This is a genomic window from Treponema sp. SP13 (assembly GCF_050938355.1).
GTDB classification, from domain to species: domain Bacteria; phylum Spirochaetota; class Spirochaetia; order Treponematales; family Treponemataceae; genus Treponema_D; species Treponema_D socranskii.
In genome coordinates this window covers 16,258-34,608 of the sequence record NZ_JADOVM010000004.1, presented here as the reverse complement: position 1 = coordinate 34,608, position 18,351 = coordinate 16,258, and the positions used below count along the sequence as shown (strand labels likewise).

The following is an 18,351-nucleotide window of genomic DNA, read 5'->3' as shown; positions in this document are numbered from 1 at the left end:
CTATGAAAAAGACGGCGCTTGCCGCAGTGTTTGCATCGATTGTTTTTATTAATTTTACAGCATCTCTTTTTGCCGAAGATAAGGCGCTTGCCGCGGCGAACAGAAAAACCGCCGTCAGATTTTTAAAACTCGCCGAAGATTGTTTTGCCGACTCCGCGTGGGATGCCGCTCTTGCTCAAGCGAAGATGGGGCTTGCATACGATGACAGTGTCGCCGACCTGTATTATATCGAAGCGGCCGTTCTTGCCAAGCTCGGACATCCTCGCGCGGAAATCCTCCCGCTTGCAGAAAGGGCGCTTACGGGAGGCGTGTGGACGGGCTATAACCGCGACGGAGCTCGGCTTTTGTACGCGGATTTATTGTGCGATACGGGCTCATACGAAAAAGCCGTCAGCGTGCTCGACAAGCCTTCATTTATCTATTCCGCGGACGCCGAGTATGTGCGCCTAAAAGCGTATTATCGCATGAGAAGTGCGGATACGATCGATAAAGCGCGGAGCATAGTGAACGGTGCGCGTAAAATCTATCCGAACGATACGCGTTTTCCGCTTTTGTTTTTCCGCTGCGAATACGCGATGCGGAGCGACGATGTTCCGCTCATCGTTCAGTCGATAGCCGATTCGCTCATCGCCCGCATGGGGCGTCGGAACCGTACCGATGCGGAGCTTGAAATCTATGCGTGCCTCTTTGCATCGGGCGACGCACAAAAGCGTATGCTCCAAGCCTTCGCGGCGGCAGGCATGAGACATCCGCTCTACACCCGCGCGGCTTTATCTGCGGGTCTTATATCGCAGGAGGAAGCCGTTTCGTATTTTTTTAATTTCGCCGATAAAACGATTTCTTTCCGCGCACTTTCAGACTTTGCAAGTGCCATCACCGAAGAAAACGCAAAGCGCATCTTCGTCGAACACATCGCATCTTACGGCGGCGTACTCACAGTCGACACGGACGGCGATTTGGAAGCGAACCTTACCGTCCGCTATGAGCGCGGGAGACCCGCATCGATCTCATACGACAAAAACACCGACGGCGTCGACGAATGGAGCGCCCTGTGCGATTTCGGCGCTCCCGTGTCGCTTTCGATGCGGAACTGCAAAATCGAATACGGAAATTATCCGTCCGTTTTAAAAGCCGAGTTTACCGAGCAGGATTCGCAAAATCATACATCGTCATTCGATTTTGCCGACGGCGCTCTTTTGTGGTCGCCCTTTTCGATGGATGTTCTTCGCGAGTTCAAAGACGATTTCGGACTCGATTTTTTTGTTCCCGTCGTAAAAAACGATGTTCCGCTGTCCGACAGCTCATCGCTTTTGCTCGCCGCGTCGAAGTATGACGTGCCGTCGACCGAGCGGGAAGGGGCGACTATCTCATTCAGCGTGCTCGACGGAAAAATGCAGACGGCCGATTATTATGCGGGCGGCAAAGCGTATGCGAGAGCTGTCTTCGAAAACGGTTTTCCGAAAACGCGTTCCGTCGACAACGACGGCGACGGTGTTTTCGAAACCGTCGAAGTTTTCGGAAGAGATATCGAAAATGCGATGCACCTTTCTTCTGAAGAGCGTCTTCGCGTTTCGAAAAACATACTCGGCTCTCCGAAAGACGAAGACGTCTATATCAAAGCGATCCGAATCGACAGAGACGGAGACGCTTCCGCGGATTTTATCGAAGAATACGCAGCCGACGGTGCGAAAACCGTTTCGTGGGATACCGACGGCGACGGTTTATGGGACGTGCGCTACGAGCGTATGGCGCAAAAGGCCGGAAAAGCGACGGTTGAAAAGGCTTCGTTTTATCTCTTTCCCGAAAGACGTCTCGTCTTTGTCGGAAGCGAAAACGGTGTGCCGGTAAAAGTCGTTTCGGGCGGTATCGATTATAATGTCCGAAAAGGAAAGCGCGCTTCTTTGTATTGGATAGGAGAAGCCGGAACGGTCGAAGACGAAGCGCGTGCCGTCTCCGCGCTTGCATCCGTTTCCGAAGAGGGAAAAGTGACACCCGTTCAAGGTGCTTCGCGCCTTATGCTTGCAGTCCGTATCGGAGGCGTGACCTATGCCGCCCTCGTGCCGGATGTTCCGAAAGAGACTTCCTCCGAAACGGCGGGAGACCTTCCGAAAGCGGCTCTGACTTCTCAAACGGCGGACGAAACGGGAAATGCGGGAGCCGTAAGCGAAGTGCAAAACGGAGTGCGGGGTAATTGAGGTTTTCATGCGTGTAATAAAATTAATAAAATATATTTCAGTTGTCGTCGTTTTATCGTTTGCGGTTTTGTCGTGTAAATCGCTCGGCGAGCCGAAATCGGTGTATGAGCGCTTAAACTACACGGAAAAAGACGTGTACGAAAACGAAAAAAAACGCATCGCCGATCTTGTTAAAACGGAGCCGGTAAACGCGCTCTGGCATGCCGAGCTTCTCGGAGATGCCAATACGATTTCTCTGTGCCGGACGGCGGTCGCTCAAAAATACGACGAAGCGATAGGGACAAAAGATTACCTATCCGCTTTGAAATATTACCGCTCGCTTTCCGCAGTCGGTGCGGTATCCGTTTTGCGCGGCAGCATGAGCGAAAATGAATTGAGCGCATTGTGTGCATCCGGCGTTCCAGGTCTTTCGGTCGATGAGCGCTGTCTTCCGAAAACGATCGCCGACTGCATCGATGCGACGGTGACGGTGTGGATCGACCGCGGTATATCGATCAAAGACGGAGCGGGGTACGCCGACCGCGTTATCGGTTCGGGTTTTTTTATCTCCAAAAACGGCTATATCGTGACGAACCATCACGTCATCGAAGATACGGTAAATCCGAAAAACGAAAAGTATTCGCGCCTTTACATCAAGCTCGCTTCCGATCCCGACACGCGCATTCCCGCAAAAGTCGTCGGCTACGATGCGGTGCTCGACCTGGCGCTGCTGAAAGCGGAAGTGGATGCGCCCTTCGTTTTTGCCCTCGGTTCAAGCGCGGAATTGGGAATCGGCGACAGAGTGTCCGCGATCGGTACTCCGCTCGGACTCGGCGGCACGCTTACGCAGGGCATCGTGTCGAACATCGAGCGAAAGCTCTTTACGACGGGAAGCGTTTTTCAAATAGACGCCGCGGTGAACTCCGGGAATTCCGGCGGCCCCCTCATAGACTCTCAAATGCGCGTGCAGGCGATCGTGTTCGCGGGCATCGTACAGTACCAGGGCTTGAACTTTGCGATTCCCGTCGAATATCTGCGGCAGGATTTGCCGATGCTTTTCCGCGGCGGAAAACGCGAACATCCGTGGATGTGCGCGTACGGGCACACGAAAAAGACGAACGACGGAAAACAGAATATCGGGCTTGAAGTGCAATACCTTATGCCCGGCGGCAGCATGTACCGTGCGGAATTCGCTGCAGGGGACGTCGTCACGTCTGCCGGCGGAAAAACGGTCGATTCGATCGAAGCGATGCAGGATATCCTCCGCTCGCATATCCCCGATACGATCGTAAAATGCACGTACGTGCGCGGAGATGCTTCGGGCGAAAAATACGTCTATCTTGCGCCCCGTCCCGACAACCCGGGCTACGAAATATACAAAAGCGATTTGATTTCTGGTTCGTTCGTTCCGATTTTCGGCATGAAGCTCGCTTCTTCTTCGACCGTAAATCACCGCTCGTATACCGTCGTCGACGTACTCAAAGGCGGCATCGCCGACGAATCGGGTTTTTCGGAAAACGATCCGGTGAGCGTTTCGCGTGTCGTATTTGCGGACGATAACGATGCCGTGCACGTTTCGTTGTATACGCGCAGAAGGAAAAAAGGTTTTCTCGACATCGCGATGGGATTGACGGCTCCTCTCGACAGTCCTTATTATTTTTAACAATTTCGGATACGGCTATGGATTTAAACTACAAACGCAATTTTTGCATTACGGCTCATATCGACCACGGAAAGTCGACACTTTCCGACCGCCTCATTCAAAAGGGAAAAATCATCGACGAGCGGAAGATGAAAGACCAGCTCCTCGATACGATGGATATCGAACGGGAGAGAGGCATTACGATAAAAAGTCAAGCGGTGACGATTCCGTATACGGCAAAAGACGGAGTCGATTACGAACTCAATTTCGTCGATACGCCCGGCCACGTCGATTTTTCCTATGAAGTGTCCCGCGCCATCGCTTCGTGCGAAGGCGCCCTGCTGTTGATCGATGCGACGCAGGGTGTCGAATCGCAGACGGTGAGCAATATGTATATGGCGGTCGAACACGATCTCGTGATCATTCCGGTCATCAATAAAATCGATTTGGCGTCGGCCGACGTCGAAGGAACGAAAGCGCAGATCACCAAAGAGCTCGGTCTCGACGGAGATGAAGCCGTCCTCGTGTCGGCAAAGACCGGCGTCGGAGTCGACGAACTTATGGAAGCGATTGTCGCCCGCCTTCCGCCGCCCAAGGGATCGCCCGACGGAAAACTCTGTGCGCTCATTTTCGACTGCAATTACAACGAATACCGCGGCGTCGTCGTCCACGTGCGCATCATCGACGGAAGGGTAAAAAAGGACGATGTGATCCGCATGATGGCGGGTTCCGCCGATTACAAAGTCGAACAGGTCGGCATATTTAAAATCGATTTTGAAGAAACCGATTGCCTCGAAGCGGGCGACGTCGGCTATATCATCGCGGGGATAAAAACCGTAAGCGACGTGCGCGTCGGAGACACGATTACGAATGCGGCCGATCCCGTCGAAAAAGCGATGCCCGGTTTTAAAGACGTAAAGCCCGTCGTCTACTCTTCCATCTATCCGATGGATTCGAACGAATACGAAGAGTTGAAAAACGCGCTCGAAAAATTAAAGCTCAACGATGCGAGTTTGATTTACGAAAAGGATAATTCGCTCGCGCTCGGAAACGGTTTCCGTTGCGGCTTTTTGGGGCTGCTGCATCTCGAAGTCGTACAGGAGCGGCTCGAGCGCGATTACGATCAGTCGGTTATCTTTACCGCCCCTTCGGTGCGCTACAAACTCGTTTTGACCGACGGCAAAGAAACGTACATCGATAATCCGTCGGAGTATCCTTCAGGCCGCATCAGAGAAGCCGAAGAGCCGTACATCAAAGCGTCGATCATCACGCCTTCTCAGTACCTCGGCTCTCTCATGGAACTGTGCAAACAAAAACGGGGCGAGCAGACGAATATGATGTATCTCGATGAAAAGAGAGTCGAGCTCGTTTACGAAATGCCGCTTGCCGAAGTGCTCTTCGATTTTTACGACAAACTCAAAAGCTACAGTCGCGGCTACGCTTCTTTCGATTACGAACTCATCGGCTACCGGCCGACGAAACTTGCCAAAGTCGATTTTTTGGTAAACGGCAAACCAGTCGATGCGCTTTCCCAGCTGACCTTTGAAGGAAATGCGACCGAGCGTGCGCGGAGCGTATGCGAACGGCTCAAAGGCGAGATAAGCCGCGAACAGTTTAAGATCGCGATCCAAGGCGCCATCGGCGGACAGATCATCGCGCGGGAAACGGTGAGCCCCGTCCGCAAAGACGTGCTTGCAAAGTGTTACGGCGGCGACATCACGCGGAAGCGTAAGCTCCTCGAAAAACAAAAAGAAGGAAAAAAGCGCATGAAGATGGTCGGAAACGTCGCGATCCCGCAGTCGGCCTTTCTCGCCGTTCTCAAAGAAGGTGAAGAAAAATAATAGGGTGAATGGCGATTTGAGAAGAAGCCAAACGCCGCTTCATCTTCAGACTTTGATAAAACGTATACAATTTATTGACAATACGTATTACACGTATTATAATTATAAACGTGAAAGACAAAGACCTTTTAAAATTATTATTAAAAGACGGCTGGGAATTAGTGTCGGTGAAAGGCAGCCATCATAAAATCACGAAAAACGGAAAAATCGAAATAATTCCCGTACACGGCAAAGATATGAAAACCGGCCTTTTAGCGGCTATTCTGAAACGAACCGAACTGGAGGTAAAAAAATGAAAGTTATATATCCTGCAATTTTTCATAGTGAAGACGGCGGTTTCTGGGTTGAGTTTCCCGATTTGCCCGGATGTTCTACGCAGGGCGATACGGAAGCCGAAACGTATGCAAACGCGGTTGAAGCGATGGAGCTTTTTTTACAAGACGATTATACGGTCGATACCTTGCCTAAGGCGTCGTCCGCAAATAAAATTAAAACGGATAAAAAAAGTTTTATGTCTTTTGTATGCGGCGAATTTAAAGTAAATGAAAAGGCAATAAAAAAGACATTGACAATTCCGGCATGGCTTAATATTCAGGCGGAAAAAGCGGGAGTCAATTTTAGTAAAACATTACAAGACGCATTGTGTGAAAAATTAAATCTTGTAATATAGAGTAGCTTTCTACATCGCCTGATGTAGGACGACGATAACGCGCGCTTTTCGGTTTCGGATATTGCCGGAAACGCAGTTACCCGCGCTCTTTTAATTTTTTTCCAAAATCGATTTTCCGACTGCAATGTCTTTAATAAAAAAATCGATTTCCGTTCTGACGCGCTTTAAAAACGACAGGTCGAGAGAAGCTTTTAAGCCGTCGGGAAAATGCAGGTACAGGTATTCACGGGAGGCGAGCAGCTTTTCGATTTCGGCGCTGCGCTCATTTTCGCTCATATTTTGCCCCGACGATAGAATGTTTTTTAAGCGCTCGAGCGCGCGCTCTTCTTTTTCGTAAAAATTTCGGACGGAGAGCGCTTTTCGTTCTGAGAACGCTGTCCGTTCGGCAATGGTTTTTTCCGCATGTGCCGCTTTCCCGTCCGCATCCTTTCGAACGATATCCGTTTCCGTACCGGCCGTATTACCGCTTTCCCGAATCAATTCGTCCGCATCCTTTTTCGGGATTCCCAAGTCGATGCCCGTCGTTCCCGCATCGAAGAGATTCGGCGATTCGGAAAAATAAGCGCGGAAGGTTTGGGCGTACGAGAAGAGGGCTGGGGAAGTAAAAAACGGGGTACCGTCTTTTCCGATAATTTTTTGCATGAAGGAAGCGAATGCCGCATCGTAATTTGCCGCAGGCGCGGTTTTGAAACTCGCTGCAAGGCGCGACGTATGAGCTTCCGCTCCGCGCGCGTGCGTCGTACCTGCGCGGTATGAAAAATCGAGTCCCGTAACGAAGACGGGAACGCGATCGGTTTTTCGAAGCATAAGCGCTATCTTTGTCGCGGTGAGTCCCACCGAACCGAGAGGCGGCATAACGGGAGGGATAATGTTCCTTGCGGCAAGAGAATCGAAAAAGACCGTGTCGTCATAGTGCGGCGAAAAATAGCAGATATCGGCGCCGCACAGGTCGAAAAGTTTCGGCCACGACGTAATGCCTGCAAATACGCGAAAGCGCTTTCCGTTTGCGCCTAAAAAAAACGGTGCGATGACGGACTGCGATTCTTCGCACACAACTGCGTCCGGCTCCATGCCGAGACGAAGGAGCGGGGCAAGGGCTGCATCGGCTGCGATGATGTAAAATGCGCTTTGCACGTTTCGAATGCTTCGTGCGGTTTTTTCCATGCTTTCGCCCGCACCGAAAACGATGATCGGTTTTTCGATCGACTGTGCAAGGCTTTCGATCGGGACGGAGCGGCTTAAATGTGCGAGATTACGGAAAAGATTTCTCGAAAAGCGGCGTCCGAATTTGATGAGCGTGATACGGTTTTTCCAAAAACGCATCACGGCATTTTCCGCCGCTTCCGTAAGCGCCGCATAGTGCTGCGGAAAAAACTGCGTCCCTGCCGAAAAGTCCGCGCGCAAAACGCGGCGGAAAGTTCCTGCAGGGGGAAGAAGCGTTCCGCTTTTTGTTTCGGCGCGGCGCTTTGTGAGCATAAACGGGAGATTCGGCAATTCGTTCGGCGAAAGCATCGCAAAACGGGCAAGCCCGAGCGGGATGTGTTTTATCGAAAAATCGTACAACGCCGCGTCGAATTCGCAGCCGAGTACAAAACAATTTTCGGGAAGCGAGGCGCACAATTCGGCAAGGCATAAACACAGAACGGGGGAACAGGCGAGCACGAGGGTGCCCGGTGCAACGGATTTCGACAGAACTGCGCTTCTGACCGCTTTTTCAGGCGCGTATTTTGAATAGAGGTATCTGCCCTTATACAAAACGGAAAGGCCGCCTTCCGTCCGCACCGGTCGGGGATTTCCGTCATCGTTTTCGATCACCGCTTCTCCGTTTTTAATCAACATACCCCCTCGGATTTTATATATCGGATTGTATGACATTTTTTATTTTAGAACAAGACATCGTATTTATGTAAATGCGGCTTGATTAAAATAAAAAAAACGCCGATACTGCGCGTATGTCGTATTCCTTGTATTGTGCCGTCGAAATAATTATGTTTGTCACAGGATTGATTTGTTTTTTCGCTTTGTATTTTATTCCCGCAGGATACGGAAAGCTCATCGATAAAAAATGGGGATTCGCTTTTAACAATAAAATCGCATGGATACTTATGGAGTGTCCGACACTCATCGTTATGATCTATTTGCTTTGCGCGCTCAACTATGAACACAGGCCGGTACGCGTACTGCTGGCGTTTTTTTTTATCGCTCACTATATACAGCGTACCTTTGTTTTTCCGTTTTTATTAAAAGGTAAAAGCAAAATGCCGCTTACAATCGTGCTTATGGGCATGATCTTCAACACCATAAACGCACTTTTAATCGGCTTGTGGATTTTTTATTTTTCTCCTGCCGAAATGTACGAGCGCAGCTGGCTTTTCGATCCGCGTTTTATTGTCGGGACGATTTTATTTTTTGCAGGCATGCTTATCAATATACGCTCCGACGCCTATATCCGCTCTCTGCGTCCGGCCGGCGACAGTAAGCATTATTATCCGTCCCGTGGAATGTACCGCTATATTACGAGCGCAAACTATTTCGGCGAACTCGTAGAATGGCTCGGCTTTGCCGTTTTGACGTGGTCGCTTCCGGGCTTTTTATTTGTGTTTTGGACTGCGTGCAATTTGGTGCCGAGAGCCGATGCGATTTATAAAAAATATGCCGAAATCTTTCCTGACGAAACGGCGCGATATAAGCCCAAGCGCATAATTCCGTTTTTATATTGATTTACAGCAGGGAATACGACTCACCCTTTGTCGACGACGGCGATTGTTTTGGGTATGCTTTTACTTTTCGTAGGCCAATATGTCGCGGCCGTCTTCGGCCGAATAGGATTCGGTTTCATTCTCACCGTGATCGTCATACCGAAGCTGTGCATAAAACGGAATGTGCTTTGCAAGTTCGCCAAAATTCCACGGCGGAGCGCTGCAGCATTCGGGGCACCAATGTCCCGTTTTTAGAACCAAGTACGGGCTTGCCGTAAAGCGGTGGCCGTTATGGCACTGCCATTGCAAATGGCTGTACATATCGCCCTTCGTCATCGTTTTGCTTACGCACTTTCCGCCGCGGAAAGATGCCGCCTGTTTTACGTCTTCAATACCGAGTTCTTCGATCTTTTTCGTTTCATCGTAGCCGTGATTTAAAAGCAAACCGTTTTGTTCGATTAAAGATTCATCCTGTAATTTTTCGTAATCCAAAAAAGCGCCCGTTTCCTGATTTTGATTTTTACACAATAAAGGAAATTTTTCCCAGCTGCGCGGAAGCGCGCGGTACGCTTCGAGCGAACCGAAAAAAGCGTTGATCCGTTTTGTAAGATTGTGCGAAACCCAAAAGGCAGGCGCATTGTTCGTGCGCAAAAGCGGCATTATCGCAAAACGTCGTACGAAACGCGGAAAGGGTTTTCCCAATTTAAAATACCATAATTTTTTTTCGAGTCGTGAAAAGAATTCTTCAAAACTTTCGTGCTGAAAATCGAGGTATTCGTTCAATACGTGCGAATCGGAAAACCACATACAGTGAAAGTTGCGCGTTGCGTTCCATTCGGGCTTGAAGATTTCGGTGCAGCTTCGTCCCATCATCTTAAAGCCGCGGTCGAGTGTTTCAAAACCCGTAACGCGGGAAGCCTTTCCGTTTCCGATGTTGTATACTTTTTTCCAAAAATCGGCGCCGAGCGTTCCATCCGAATCTTTTTCGACAAGATTTTTCAAAAGCAAGCCGGAAGTTTTTGCTGTTGCCCATTCGATCGGCGTATTCCAGCACGTATGGAACATCAGCCCGTCGTGCATATTATTAAAAAGCACGCGGTCGTATAAAATGCCGCTTTGCCGCAGTGACACCCAGCACAAAGGAGAATCGATAACCGCGCGTTCGGCTTTTATCTTGCTTGCAGCGTACACGTCGAATGCGCTCGGCATGAGCGGGTCTCCGACACGTCCCCACGGGTGTTTGAACGTTCTGTTTCCGTATTCGGCAACCGTGCCGATGTAAACGAATTTTGTCTTTTGGATTTGGCCGTTCGCAGCTACGGCTTCGAGCAGATTTTCGGTGCCGAGAAGGTTGGTGCGGAACGTTTCGTCGGGGTTGTGATCGGCAGCAGGCGGAATGATCGCCGCACAGTGAAGCACATAGTCGGCGCCTTTTACGGCGGTAAGACAATCGTCGTAATTTTGTATGTCGCCGAATATGACTTCAATGAGTTTGTCTTTTTGAAGCTTTTTTGCCAAGCGTATATTCGCTTTTTTTGGACGTAAAAGAACGCGGCACAGGAATTTTCCCGTCCGCGCGATTTGCGTCAAAGCTTCCGCCCCCATCGTTCCGGATGCTCCGGTAATGAAGACCGTTTTCATTTTTCGTAAAATAAAATTGCGAACATCGCTGTCAGTTGTTCGACGCATTCATAAAATAATTGAAGTATACCGTAAAGAGATCGTTTTTCAGTTTCGGACTCGCCATGAGGTGCGAAGAAGCCGACGATTCGTCGCTGCTCGCAATCTGTCCCGCAAGCGAAGCCGCGTTTTCCGACGGCTCGTCTTTTACTTCGTTCGTATACTGCAGCACGAGCACGTTTTTCCCGTTGACGATAGGCGATGAGATTTCATTGGACTTTAAGGAAAATGCCGTCTGCAAAAAGTTTTTGTTCGTGTCGGCTCCCGAAAGCCCTTGAATGCTCGTATCTACGGAATTGGCAAACGAAACGCTTCCGTAGTTGAGCGGGAAAGGAGCGATCGCCGTGTTCGCTGCGTCGATTTTTTTTGCCGCTTCCTCGAATCCGCTGCTTGCGGCTTCCGCTGCAAAATTCTTTGCTATATCCGTATAATAATCTTCGATGTGCCCCGCTTCATTCGAGCGCAGATAGCTCCACACATCTTTTACGGTCTGTTCATTTGTAAAATCGGGATCGGAAGCGCTGCCGTCCGCGTGAAACACGGAAAAGCCGATATTCGTTTCGATGACAGCACTCGTCGCATCTTTTGCAAGGGAAACGACTTTTTCGACGTCGTCGGAATTTTTTATGATGCGTTCGATTTCATATCGATATGAATTTGTTAATTTTCCGTTCGCATCGCTGTAATTTTTCGTCGAATATTCGTTTACCGCGTCCGCAAATGTGATTTCGTTGTTTTTAAGGCGCTTCGCTACGGTTTCCGCTTTCGATTTTTCGCCGCACGTGATGATCGACATATCGTATTTAATAAATTTCTGCGCGTTTGCACGCCCGTATGCTTCTTTTTCGTTGTCGGGATAATCGTCGGTGCTGAAGGATACCATATCGAATCCCCGTTTTTCGGTGCCGAAATTTTCAAAAAAAGCGATTTCGTTTTCAGACGATTTTAATCCGTACAGCGCCATACCCGCAAACTGTTCGGAAGAACCGAATACGTCGTCGGTGTAGCGGCGCATCGTAAGTTCTTCGCGGATTTCCTTTTGTCTCCGTTCGATTTCGGATGCGGAGGTTTCTCTGTATTTTCGCTGAGAGTATTTGCCGTTTTCATCCGAAAAATACGGAAGCATTGCGCGGTTGACGGCGCTTTGCGGCACGGCATAGCCGCTCTCTGCTACCGCCTGCGTATATGCCATTTTTTGAACGACCGCGTTGAACGCATAATTGAAAATATAATAATTAGACTGCGGGTCGAGCTGTCTGCCCTGTCTTTGAAAAAGATCCGCATATTTCGAAACGTAGTCGGCAAAATCGGAACCCTGTTCGTATTTTATTTTTTTGCCGTCGTAGGATCCGAACGGCGGGAGCGTGTCCCGATTGCCTCGTCCGACCATGGCGGGAGCGAGGATAAACGCAAAAGCCGATACGGCCAAAACGATAATCAAGCCGGCGGTGTAAAAGCCCTTTTTCATGATAAAATCCTTATACCAATTCGTGTAAAATAGAAAATTATACAATTTTATCACGATATGGACGGAGTGTCAATTTATGCGCCGATTGTTATGCGCCGAGTGTCCGAAAGTATCGCCGAATGTGTCAAATATTATCGTCGGATGTCGGATATGCCGTCGGTTTTTGTTCGGCGTCTGGATTGCTTTCGCGTACGGTAATACGTATTTTTATCTCGATACAACATATCGTCGGCTCTGCCTATGAGAGATGCCGGATGCTCGTCGGCTGTCGTACACTTTGTATATCCGATGCTGAGCGTCAGCGCGTAGGGAAGAGCTCTTTCTTGCGATTTTTCCGCGATCATATTTCGGATGGTTTGCATGAACGATTCCGGATCCGGAATGTGCTGCGCTTCGGCGATTATGATAAATTCGTCGCCTCCCCAGCGCGCGATAAAACTGTGATACAGCCGTCCGATGTCCTGAAATGTTTCGGCGACGGTTTTGATTGCGTTATCGCCTTCCAAATGTCCGTACGTATCGTTGATGTGTTTGAAACTGTTTATATCGGTTATGAAAAAGTAAAGCGGGCGAAGCGCGGAAACCGACGGAAGCCTATTCAAAAGCCACTCGTCGGCGAGCCGCCTGTTGTTTAATCCGGTGAGCGCATCGCTGTAAATCTGCGATTCTTGGAGGTTTGCAAAGACGATAAAGATCGCAAACAGCATCGCCATTTCCAAAATAGGCAAGTCCGGGATTATAGCATCGATGACGCCGGCGATGAACGGACAAAACAAAAACGCGATGAGCATAAAGTATTCTTTTTTCTTTGCAGCGTTTTTTATCCGCTTCGAAGCGACGGCGGCATGAACGGATGCGAATCCAAGATAGAAAATATCGAGCACCAGCTGAATGTCGTAGAGCGGGCCGTGGACATAATTGCCTGCGGCACTGTAGTAAAAGAGCCATCCCGTAAACGGAGACGAAAGAGAGAGTAGGACGATGATGCACATCGGCACGGGGTACAGGCAGCGGAATACTTTCGACTGCCATAGGGGGGAGTGCAATTTCAATTCCGCGTATTGAAACCAAAAGAATGCGCACAAACTCAGTGCGATTATATTCATGCTGCTGAGCGGATAACCCCATACAGCGGGAAGGTAGCCGTAATTGCACCATACCCAAACGCCGTTCGTTATTAAAAAAATAGCGTATCCCGAGATGACGCCTTTAAAGGCGCGCATTTCCGATTCGCTTCCGACATCGCGAGTAAGTTTTGTTCCGATAACTACGGCAATGGCAAAGCAGATGACGGTGACGGAAAAATAAGCGACGACATACGTGAATATCACAGGAATTCTCTCCCCCTGTCATAAATCTTAGTGATACACAAGGAGTCTGTTCAAGTATAATATAAAACAAAAAAATGTACTATCTTTTTTTTACGATTTTCGATACAGTATCGGTATAGGATTTTCGAGGACGCATATGAGCGATTTTATAAAGACGGCATATCCGTATATACCCGGAATTCAAAAAGCGGCGATTTTGTTCGGAGAGTTGGGAATCGATGCGGGCGAAGCCGTTTTTCGGCATTTGCATCTGTCCGACCAAGAGCGGCGCTCGCTTACTTCCGCGATTCGAATGCTCGGCCGGTATAATCCCCGTGACGAACGGCAGGTGTTGCGCGAGCTTTCCGTTTTGCAGGAAGCGATCGACTACGGTACGGCAAAGGGAATCTTTGTTGTACCGAAAAAGCCTAAGGGGCAGGGAGATTCCGTCCGTAGTCCGGCCGATATTGCGCGTATGGCAAAAACGGAACCCGATACCGTCGCCCGCGTGTTGAAAAGCTGGCTTGAAACATAAATCCGGCGTGCGGCCCGCATTGTGCGTCGAACTTGCGCGACAGTTCATCTGCGGGTAGCGCATCGTTCAAAACAGTTTCAATCATTCGATAAAAAATCGAATGACCGAAACGCTTAAATGTCCGTCGTCTGGGTTTTGAATTTACCGACTTCGGTGACGAGCCCGTCAATGGACTCTTTGTTTTTTCCCGCGATTTCCAGCGATTCCTGTGTTGCGGAATTGATAAGATCGACTTGCGACTCGATCGAATCCATCGTCTTCCGTAAAACGCGGGTGAGTTCGTCAAGCTGCGTCGCCTGCGTCAAAATATTTTCGCTGCTCGCGAGCATTTCTGCGGAATTGTATTTTACGCCGCTTGTCGTCGTACCGATATTTTTTATCATATCGCGGATATTCGTGCTGTTTTCTTCCTGCTTGTCCATCACTTTGACGACGCTTTCGATCGCGTTGTGCACTTCGTTCGAATAGTTTGAAATATAATTGAATTTTTCGACCGCACCCGATGCGGACGATGCGAGCAGTTCGATTTCATCGATGATGTTTTTGAGCGTCGTTGTGATTTTTTTACCTTGCGCACTCGAGCTTTCCGCGAGCTTTCTGATTTCCGAAGCGACGACGGCGAAGCCCTTTCCCGCTTTGCCTGCGTGCGCCGCTTCGATGGCGGCGTTCATCGCCAAAAGATTTGTCTGGTTTGCGATGTTTTGAATGACGGCGCTCGCTTCGATCAAACTGCCCGACGCTTCGGAGATTCGCTGTGATATGTTGTTCGCCTGCGTCAGCGTTTCGCGCCCGGAGTCCGTCGCCGAAGCGAGGTTTTGCATGGTGTCCTGTGCATCCTTTATGTTTTCTTCGACGGAGCTTACGAACTTCGTTATACCGTCGAGCGACGACGTCGAGTTTTGAACAACGCTCAGCTGCCGGTCGATGTCTTCGTGCAATGCGCGGATCGCTTTGATAACTTCTTCGATTGCGGATGCGGTTTCCGAAACGCTTTTTTCCTGTTCCGTAAAATGCCCCCGCAGTTCGTCGATACTGTCCGTAATCGCTTTTACGAATTCGCTTACGGATACCATATTGCTTTCGAGATCGGATCCGACGGTTTTCATTTCGAATGAACCGGTACTGACGTTTTTGATCGCATTCCGCAGTTTTGAGATCGTTTCGTTAAAGTAAGTCGACAGAATACCCGTTTCGTCTTTGCCGACGACCGGCAGTTTGATGGTGAGATCGCCTTCGCCTTGCGAAATATTGTGCAGCGCGTCGATCATCAAATTGAGCGGTTTGACGATACGGCGCGCGATAAAAAATCCGATGATAATTGCGACGACGAGCTGCAATGCGGCGATGAGGATAAATGTTCGGATAAGCGTCGTTATATTTTCTGCGACGAATTCCGAAACGGGCGCCATGAGCAGCAGCGTCCAACCGGAGTAGCGCATGGAAGATGTTGCCGCAATATACCGCGTATTATTTATTTTTGAAATACTCACTTTCGATTTTCCCGAACTCAACGCGTTCCGCAGAAAACCTTGAAATTCTTTGCTTTCGCTTTCGAATACTTCGGTAAAGATATTTTTATACAGTATTTCCGGCTGACGGGTTCCGAGTACGATGCCGTCGGGACTGATCAGATATGCGGCTCCCGTTTTTCCCACGGTCATATCGCTTACGAGATTCGACAGCGAACCGCCCAAAAGCGTTGCGCTGATAACACCGGTAATCTTACCCTGAAGATCGCGCAAGGGAATCGCGATCGTGGACACGTACATCCGTTCCGTAGCGGAAAAAACCGGCTCCGTGATGGCGTACTTACCCGTCATCGCTCGTTGAAACCAGTCTTCCCGCGAAACGTTTTCGGTTTTATTGTCGGTGCGGTAGAGAATGCCGTTTTTTCCGCCGATACCGAAATTGAGCCAGCCGCGCTGACGCTGCAGTTGAATTTCATTTTTTAATAATTCTATTTTGGCCCGGTACGACAGTGTATCCTCTTGGATATCGGGGATATTCGAAAACGCTTCCAATTTTTCGAACATCGCCTTTGAGCGTTCGTCGAGCGCTTTTGAAGAGCTGAATACCAGTTCGTTGAGAAAGTATCGCGTATTGCGTACGAGGGAAAAAGAGGCGAGCGTTATCGATACGATACACGAAATGAGCACGATCGAAAGAGAAAAAAACGCAAACGCCGTTATCATTTTATTTTTTATCGAAAATATTTTATGCTTTTTTCCGTCTGAAAAAACGTATTTCATACCCCTTCCTTGAAATGCTGCATTGCAGAAAATATCAATTTTCGAAAATGCCGCAGCCGTGCGCGTTCGCGCACATATAATATATGAGCGAGTTTTCGAAAGAAAACTCGAAGTTAAAAGAGCCGCACAATTTAAGCGGTTCTTTTATATCTTCCTCGGATTTATTTAGCGAGCGACTCGTCGGAATTTTTAACAAAATTATTCAGCACGCCCTGTATATTCTTTCCGGATGCGGCATTTTTCAGCGCCGTATTCCAATAGCCGCGCATATCCGCAAAGCCTGTGATATTGTTATAGTACTGACCGAAGAATTTCTGCAGCACCGAATTATACAAGATTTCGGGATCATCGGTTTCGATGTCGATTTTCGACGTCACGGGAAAACCGCCGGTTGCATCTACGAGCTTGGGCGCCCATACTTCATCCGTCGCCATAAAGTGCAAAAATTTTTTTGCAGCCTGTATTTTATTTTGTTTTTTGTTATTGAAAATACAGGCGCCGCCGACGATGAATTCGAGGGACGGAGCGCCCGAATCGTTGGGGAAAGGCATATAAATCGGTGTAAAATCTCTGCCGCGATATTTGCGCTTTCCGTCATACATTTTGTTCAGCTGCGGTGAATAGAGGATCGTGTGGGCAGCGTCGGATGCCGCGAACATGCCGATAGCGTCGTTCGACGTGAGATTCGCGCCGTCAAGCAGCAAGCCTTCTTTTATCGCATTCATCGTCCACGCTACATTCCTTACCGCTTGCGGTGTGTTGAACGTATAGCGCGAATAATCGTTGTTCAAAAGCGATACGTTACCGAAGAGATTAACTAAAAATGCACGAGTGCCCTGATCACCGCCCTGCGTTTTATAGTAGAATACGCCGGGTGTTTTGCCTTTCGGCAGTTTCGCTTTGAGCGCACGCAAAAGATTTTCATACTCTGCGACAGTCCACTGGCGGTCGCGCCGCGTGTACGGCAAAAGCGAAAGAAGCCCCAAGTCGTTGAGCATCTCTTTGTTGAACGCCATCGCAAAAGGACCCGCATGCATCGGATACATATAGGTGCGCAAATCTTTACCTGCGGAAACCGCAAGCATACCCGTCATGATATACGGTTTTTCCGTTGCGAGTACGTCATCGAGCGGTTCGAGCAAACCTTTGTCCGCCCATGCGATGATGCGGCCGGGTGCGTCGTATACGATATCGGGAGCTTTGCCGGAAGAGATCGCCTGTTCGATTTTATCCGCACCGTCGGCATAACTGAGCGATGTAAAGCGCACGTTGATCGATGGATTTTCTTTTTCGAAAGCCGCAATAAGCTCTTTTTCAAAATCGCCTTGAACTCCCGTTTCCGAAGTAAAGTTGGGAAACGACCAAAAGTCGATATCCGCCGAAACGGAATCGGTTTTTTGATTCATACAGCCCGCTAAAAGCGATACGCATATAACGGCTGCAATATTTTTCAGCAGAAGTCCCCACCGGCTATTGTTCATAAACCCTCCCTTAAAAACTTTTGTACGTATACAAGTCTTTTGCAAACATCCGCGCAAACTCGAGATAAAGAATGACGGCGATATTTCAGACACCGCTTTTTATCATATCTCCTGATTCGCGCAATATTTTTTGCTTATAGTATTTGCGTATGAATATCGATAATAGTACCGACTAAAGAAGCTCGTGTCAATCTTTTATATCGGCAGGTTATCATAGTCGTAAAAATAAGGAATTAGCAGTCGGGCAAGGCGGATTTGAACCGCCGACCTCTTGGTCCCGAACCAAGCGCGCTACCAACTGCGCTATTGCCCGTTCGTCGGTTATTCCGGCGTGAAAAAAATAGGGCTGTTCAAAAACTTCAGTTTCTGAACAGCTTCCTTGATTTTAGGTGCGATGTTTAAAATTAAGTCATTACAATACACAGACTTAATTTTAAACTTGATAGGCTGTCGAAAAAGTAATCGACTTTTGAAACAGCCCTTGTTACGGGAGCGACGGGGCTCGAACCCGTGGTCTCCGGCGTGACAGGCCAGCGCGATAACCAGCTTCGCTACGCCCCCGTGATTTTTATACTATAGCATAATTTTATTTTTTATGTCAA

Annotated in this window: 13 protein-coding genes and 2 tRNA genes; 7 read left to right on the top strand and 8 right to left on the bottom strand. The window is 48.9% G+C overall.

Translation table 11 applies throughout. The features are described 5' to 3' along the window. Positions 1-2: 2 nt before the first annotated feature. The 5 genes from IZU26_RS08170 to IZU26_RS08150 all read left to right on the top strand — a co-directional run bounded on the left by IZU26_RS08170 (position 3) and on the right by IZU26_RS08150 (position 6,327). Complete coding sequence (locus IZU26_RS08170; protein WP_433278188.1) at positions 3-2,195, top strand: tetratricopeptide repeat protein; 2,193 nt, start codon at positions 3-5, stop codon at positions 2,193-2,195. A 7-nt stretch (positions 2,196-2,202) separates the two neighbouring features. Then, positions 2,203-3,837 (top strand): S1C family serine protease, encoded by a 1,635-nt coding sequence (locus tag IZU26_RS08165; RefSeq protein ID WP_433278186.1) that lies wholly within the window; start codon positions 2,203-2,205, stop codon positions 3,835-3,837. 17 nt (positions 3,838-3,854) lie between these two features. Continuing rightward, positions 3,855-5,657: a translation elongation factor 4 gene (gene lepA / locus IZU26_RS08160; protein ID WP_021329170.1), complete on the top strand. Its 1,803-nt coding sequence runs from the start codon at positions 3,855-3,857 to the stop codon at positions 5,655-5,657. A 110-nt stretch (positions 5,658-5,767) separates the two neighbouring features. Continuing rightward, positions 5,768-5,953 (top strand): type II toxin-antitoxin system HicA family toxin, encoded by a 186-nt coding sequence (locus tag IZU26_RS08155; protein ID WP_433278183.1) that lies wholly within the window; start codon positions 5,768-5,770, stop codon positions 5,951-5,953. Beyond that, complete coding sequence (locus tag IZU26_RS08150) at positions 5,950-6,327, top strand: type II toxin-antitoxin system HicB family antitoxin (protein WP_433278181.1); 378 nt, start codon at positions 5,950-5,952, stop codon at positions 6,325-6,327. The genes IZU26_RS08155 and IZU26_RS08150 overlap by 4 nt, the downstream gene beginning before the upstream one ends. 90 nt (positions 6,328-6,417) lie before the next feature. On the opposite strand, the gene IZU26_RS08145 is transcribed toward IZU26_RS08150, so the two are convergent. After that, on the bottom strand, positions 6,418-8,166 hold the full coding sequence (locus IZU26_RS08145; RefSeq protein ID WP_433278179.1) for a 6-hydroxymethylpterin diphosphokinase MptE-like protein: 1,749 nt from the start codon (positions 8,164-8,166) through the stop codon (positions 6,418-6,420). A gap of 113 nt (positions 8,167-8,279) precedes the next feature. Here IZU26_RS08145 and IZU26_RS08140 point away from each other — a divergent pair, with 113 nt between their 5' ends. Continuing rightward, on the top strand, positions 8,280-9,047 hold the full coding sequence (locus IZU26_RS08140; protein WP_433278177.1) for a DUF1295 domain-containing protein: 768 nt from the start codon (positions 8,280-8,282) through the stop codon (positions 9,045-9,047). Positions 9,048-9,107: 60 nt separating this feature from the next. On the opposite strand, the gene IZU26_RS08135 is transcribed toward IZU26_RS08140, so the two are convergent. The 3 genes from IZU26_RS08135 to IZU26_RS08125 form a co-directional block, all read right to left on the bottom strand. After that, entirely contained in the window at positions 9,108-10,667 is a 1,560-nt protein-coding gene (locus IZU26_RS08135; protein ID WP_433278175.1) for an NAD-dependent epimerase/dehydratase family protein, read from the bottom strand. 31 nt (positions 10,668-10,698) lie between these two features. Next, the gene (locus tag IZU26_RS08130; protein ID WP_433278173.1) at positions 10,699-12,174 is read right to left on the bottom strand and encodes a SurA N-terminal domain-containing protein; all 1,476 of its coding nucleotides are present in this window, start codon (positions 12,172-12,174) and stop codon (positions 10,699-10,701) included. A 131-nt stretch (positions 12,175-12,305) separates the two neighbouring features. Further along, entirely contained in the window at positions 12,306-13,505 is a 1,200-nt protein-coding gene (locus IZU26_RS08125; protein ID WP_433278171.1) for a GGDEF domain-containing protein, read from the bottom strand. A 136-nt stretch (positions 13,506-13,641) separates the two neighbouring features. On the opposite strand from IZU26_RS08125, the gene IZU26_RS08120 reads away from it, so the two are divergent. After that, positions 13,642-14,019: a hypothetical protein gene (locus tag IZU26_RS08120; protein ID WP_433278169.1), complete on the top strand. Its 378-nt coding sequence runs from the start codon at positions 13,642-13,644 to the stop codon at positions 14,017-14,019. Between the two features lie 113 nt (positions 14,020-14,132). Here the strand turns inward: IZU26_RS08120 and IZU26_RS08115 are convergent, their stop codons facing one another. The 4 genes from IZU26_RS08115 to IZU26_RS08100 all read right to left on the bottom strand — a co-directional run bounded on the left by IZU26_RS08115 (position 14,133) and on the right by IZU26_RS08100 (position 18,310). Further along, positions 14,133-16,268, bottom strand: a complete 2,136-nt coding sequence (locus tag IZU26_RS08115; protein WP_021329155.1) for a methyl-accepting chemotaxis protein — start codon at positions 16,266-16,268, stop codon at positions 14,133-14,135. Between the two features lie 161 nt (positions 16,269-16,429). After that, positions 16,430-17,749, bottom strand: a complete 1,320-nt coding sequence (locus IZU26_RS08110; protein WP_433278167.1) for an ABC transporter substrate-binding protein — start codon at positions 17,747-17,749, stop codon at positions 16,430-16,432. Between the two features lie 240 nt (positions 17,750-17,989). After that, a tRNA-Pro gene (locus tag IZU26_RS08105) sits at positions 17,990-18,062 on the bottom strand. Positions 18,063-18,236: 174 nt separating this feature from the next. Further along, a tRNA-Asp gene (locus tag IZU26_RS08100) sits at positions 18,237-18,310 on the bottom strand. Positions 18,311-18,351 lie beyond the last annotated feature (41 nt).

What these genes read in the sequence shown, in the direction of transcription:
- IZU26_RS08170 (WP_433278188.1), top strand. Translation starts at nt 3, where the DNA reads ATGAAAAAGACGGCGCTTGCCGCAGTGTTTGCATCGATTGTTTTTATT.
- IZU26_RS08165 (WP_433278186.1), top strand. Translation starts at nt 2,203, where the DNA reads ATGCGTGTAATAAAATTAATAAAATATATTTCAGTTGTCGTCGTTTTA.
- lepA (WP_021329170.1), top strand. Translation starts at nt 3,855, where the DNA reads ATGGATTTAAACTACAAACGCAATTTTTGCATTACGGCTCATATCGAC.
- IZU26_RS08150 (WP_433278181.1), top strand. Translation starts at nt 5,950, where the DNA reads ATGAAAGTTATATATCCTGCAATTTTTCATAGTGAAGACGGCGGTTTC.
- IZU26_RS08145 (WP_433278179.1), bottom strand. Translation starts at nt 8,166, where the DNA reads ATGTTGATTAAAAACGGAGAAGCGGTGATCGAAAACGATGACGGAAAT.
- IZU26_RS08140 (WP_433278177.1), top strand. Translation starts at nt 8,280, where the DNA reads ATGTCGTATTCCTTGTATTGTGCCGTCGAAATAATTATGTTTGTCACA.
- IZU26_RS08135 (WP_433278175.1), bottom strand. Translation starts at nt 10,667, where the DNA reads ATGAAAACGGTCTTCATTACCGGAGCATCCGGAACGATGGGGGCGGAA.
- IZU26_RS08130 (WP_433278173.1), bottom strand. Translation starts at nt 12,174, where the DNA reads ATGAAAAAGGGCTTTTACACCGCCGGCTTGATTATCGTTTTGGCCGTA.
- IZU26_RS08120 (WP_433278169.1), top strand. Translation starts at nt 13,642, where the DNA reads ATGAGCGATTTTATAAAGACGGCATATCCGTATATACCCGGAATTCAA.
- IZU26_RS08115 (WP_021329155.1), bottom strand. Translation starts at nt 16,268, where the DNA reads ATGAAATACGTTTTTTCAGACGGAAAAAAGCATAAAATATTTTCGATA.
- IZU26_RS08110 (WP_433278167.1), bottom strand. Translation starts at nt 17,749, where the DNA reads ATGAACAATAGCCGGTGGGGACTTCTGCTGAAAAATATTGCAGCCGTT.